This window comes from Delftia sp. ZNC0008 (assembly GCF_000799035.1).
Lineage (GTDB): Bacteria > Pseudomonadota > Gammaproteobacteria > Burkholderiales > Burkholderiaceae_C > Comamonas > Comamonas tsuruhatensis.
In genome coordinates, this window is record NZ_JTKZ01000370.1 from 1 (window position 1) to 2,718 (window position 2,718).

Below are 2,718 nucleotides of genomic sequence, written 5' to 3' on the forward strand. Positions count from 1 at the left end.
GGGTCGTGCCGACCAGCAGGTCAAGATCCGGGGCTTCCGCATCGAGCTGGGCGAGGTGCAGTCGCAACTGCTGGCCCAGCCCGAGGTGCGCGAGGCAGTGGTGCTGGCCAAGGAGGGGGCGGGCGGTGCCAGACTGATCGCCTATGTGTCGCTGAATGCAGAAATCGCAGAGGGTCTGCTCAAGGGACGACTGGGCCAGGTGCTGCCCGACTACATGGTGCCCTCGGCCATCGTCGTGCTCGACGCCCTGCCTTTGACGGCCAACGGCAAGGTGGACCGCAAGGCGCTGCCCGAGCCGGAGATGGTCAGCGCCCAGCAATACGAGGCACCGCAGGGAGAGCTGGAGGAAACGCTGGCGCAGATCTGGGCCGAGGTGCTGGGCGTGGAGCGCGTGGGCCGGCAGGACGGCTTCTTCGAGCTGGGCGGGCATTCGCTGCTCGCCCTGGGCCTGCTGGAGCGCGTGCGCGCCCGGGGCCTGCGCGTGCAGGTGCGCACGCTGTTCCAGCACCCGAGGCTGGCAGAGTTTGCGCAGGCGGTGCGGCAGGATCAGCAGGGTGAGCAAGGGGCGCAGGTGGCCGGCGAGATCGATGTGCCGCCCAACGGCATCCCCGAAGGCTGCATGGCGATCACGCCGGACATGCTGACCCTGGTGGCGCTGGATGAAGATGAGATTGCTCGCATCGCCGCTGCGGTGCCCGGTGGCGCAGCCAACATCCAGGACATCTATCCGCTGGCGCCGTTGCAGGAGGGAATTCTGTTCCACCACCTGCTGCAGTCCGGGGGCGATGTGTTCGTCTCGCCCAACCTGCTGAGCTTCGGGACGCGCGAGCAGCTGCAATCCTTCGTGCACAGCCTCAACCAGGTGATTGCGCGCCATGACATCCTGCGCACGGCCGTGCTCTGGGAGGGGCTGTCCGAGCCCGTGCAGGTGGTGCTGCGCCAGGCACCGCTGCAGCTGCAGTGGCCTGATGCGGATGAGGCACATGAGGCACTGGTGCCGCAGATGCTGGAGCAACTGCGCAGCCACGACCTGCGCCTGGACGTGCGGCAGGCGCCGATGATAGGGGCGCGGGCCGCGCACGATGCCGGGCAAGGCCGCTGGCTGCTGCAGCTGCTGAGTCACCACCTGGTGATGGACCGCATCACGCTGGACCTGCTGCTGCAGGAAGTGCTGCGGCTCCAGCAGGGCCGCGTGGCCGAGCTGCCGGTGCCCGTGCCCTTCCGGCGCTTTGTGGCGCAGGCGCGCCAGGGCGTGGCGGCCGAGGCGCACGAGCGGTTCTTCCGCCGCATGCTGGCCGATGTGCAGGAGCCCACGGCCGCCTTCGGCCTGCTGGACGTGCAAGGCGATGGCCGTGGCATGGAGGAGGCCCGTCTGCGGTTGGACGCCCCACTGGCCCAGGGCATGCGCGGCCAGGCGCGTGCGCACGGGGTCAGCCCCGCCGCGCTCTGCCACCTGGCCTGGGCGCTGGTGCTGGCCCGCACCAGCGGCAGGCAGGAGCCGGTCTTCGGCACCGTGCTGATGGGCCGCATGGACGGCGGCGCCGGTGCGCAGCAGGCGCTGGGCATGTTCATCAACACCTTGCCGCTGCGCCTGCCGCTGGGCGAAGGCAGCGTGCTCCAGGGCCTGCGCAGCACGGCGGCGGCGCTTGCGGCGCTGCTGCAGCACGAGCATGCCAGCCTGTCGCTGGCCCAGCGCTGTAGCGGCCTGCCTGCGGGAACGCCGCTGTTCGGCGCATTGCTGAACTACCGGCATGGCGCGGCAGAGGGCGCTGCGCAAGAGCTGGCCCGGGCCGGCGTGCAGGTGCTGGGCCGCCCCGAGCGCAGCAACTATCCCGTGGGCATGGCCGTGGATGACGACGGCCAGGGCTTTGTGCTCGTCGCCCAGGTGGTGCGCAGCGTAGGGGCCGGGCGTGTCTGCGCCTACATGCAGCAGGCCCTGCAGGCGCTGGTGCAGGCGCTGCAGCAGCAGCCCGGCCGCGACCTGCGCACGCTGGACGTGGTGCCCCCGGCCGAGCGCCAGGCGCTGCTGGCGCAGGCCTGCAACCCCCGGTCCTGGCCGCAGGCCTTGCCGGTGCACCGCATGTTCGAGGCGCAGGCAAGGCAGCGGCCCCAGGCCCTGGCCCTGGCCGCGGACGGGCAGGTGTTCAGCTACGGCGATCTGGACCGGCGGGCCAGCCGCCTGGCGCAGGCCATGATCGCCCAGGGGCTGCGGCCCGGGCAGCGCGTGGGCCTGGTGGCCGAGCGCGGGGCCGCCATGGTGGCCGGCCTGCTGGCCATCCTCAAGGCGGGCGCTGCCTACGTGCCCGTCGATCCAGCCCTGCCCGATGAGCGCATGCAGTACATGCTGCAGGACAGCGGGGCCTGCCTGGCGCTGGCCTCGGGCCTGGCGCCGGGCCGGCTGGCCTTGCTCGCCGCCAGCGTGCCGAAGGTGCTGGAACTGGAGGCGCTGGAGGTACCGGAGGCAGTGGAGGCAGTGGAGGCAACGGAGCCAGGGCCGCAGGCAGGCACGGAACGCGCGCCCCGCGTCGAGGTGCATGGCGACCAGGCCGCCTATGTGATCTACACCTCGGGCTCCACCGGCCGGCCCAAGGGCGTGGTGGTGCGGCATGCGGCCTTCTCCAACTTCCTGCAGTCCATGGCGGCACAGCCGGGCCTGCAGGCGCAGGACGTGGTGCTGGCCACGACCTCCGTGTCCTTCGACATTGCGGGCCTACGCGG

Annotated in this window: 1 protein-coding gene; it reads left to right on the forward strand. The window is 71.6% G+C overall.

Annotated elements, in window-relative coordinates:
* Positions 1-2,718, forward strand: a 2,718-nt coding sequence (locus L995_RS12295) for an AMP-binding protein (protein WP_047472027.1), incomplete at both ends; no start/stop codon positions are given.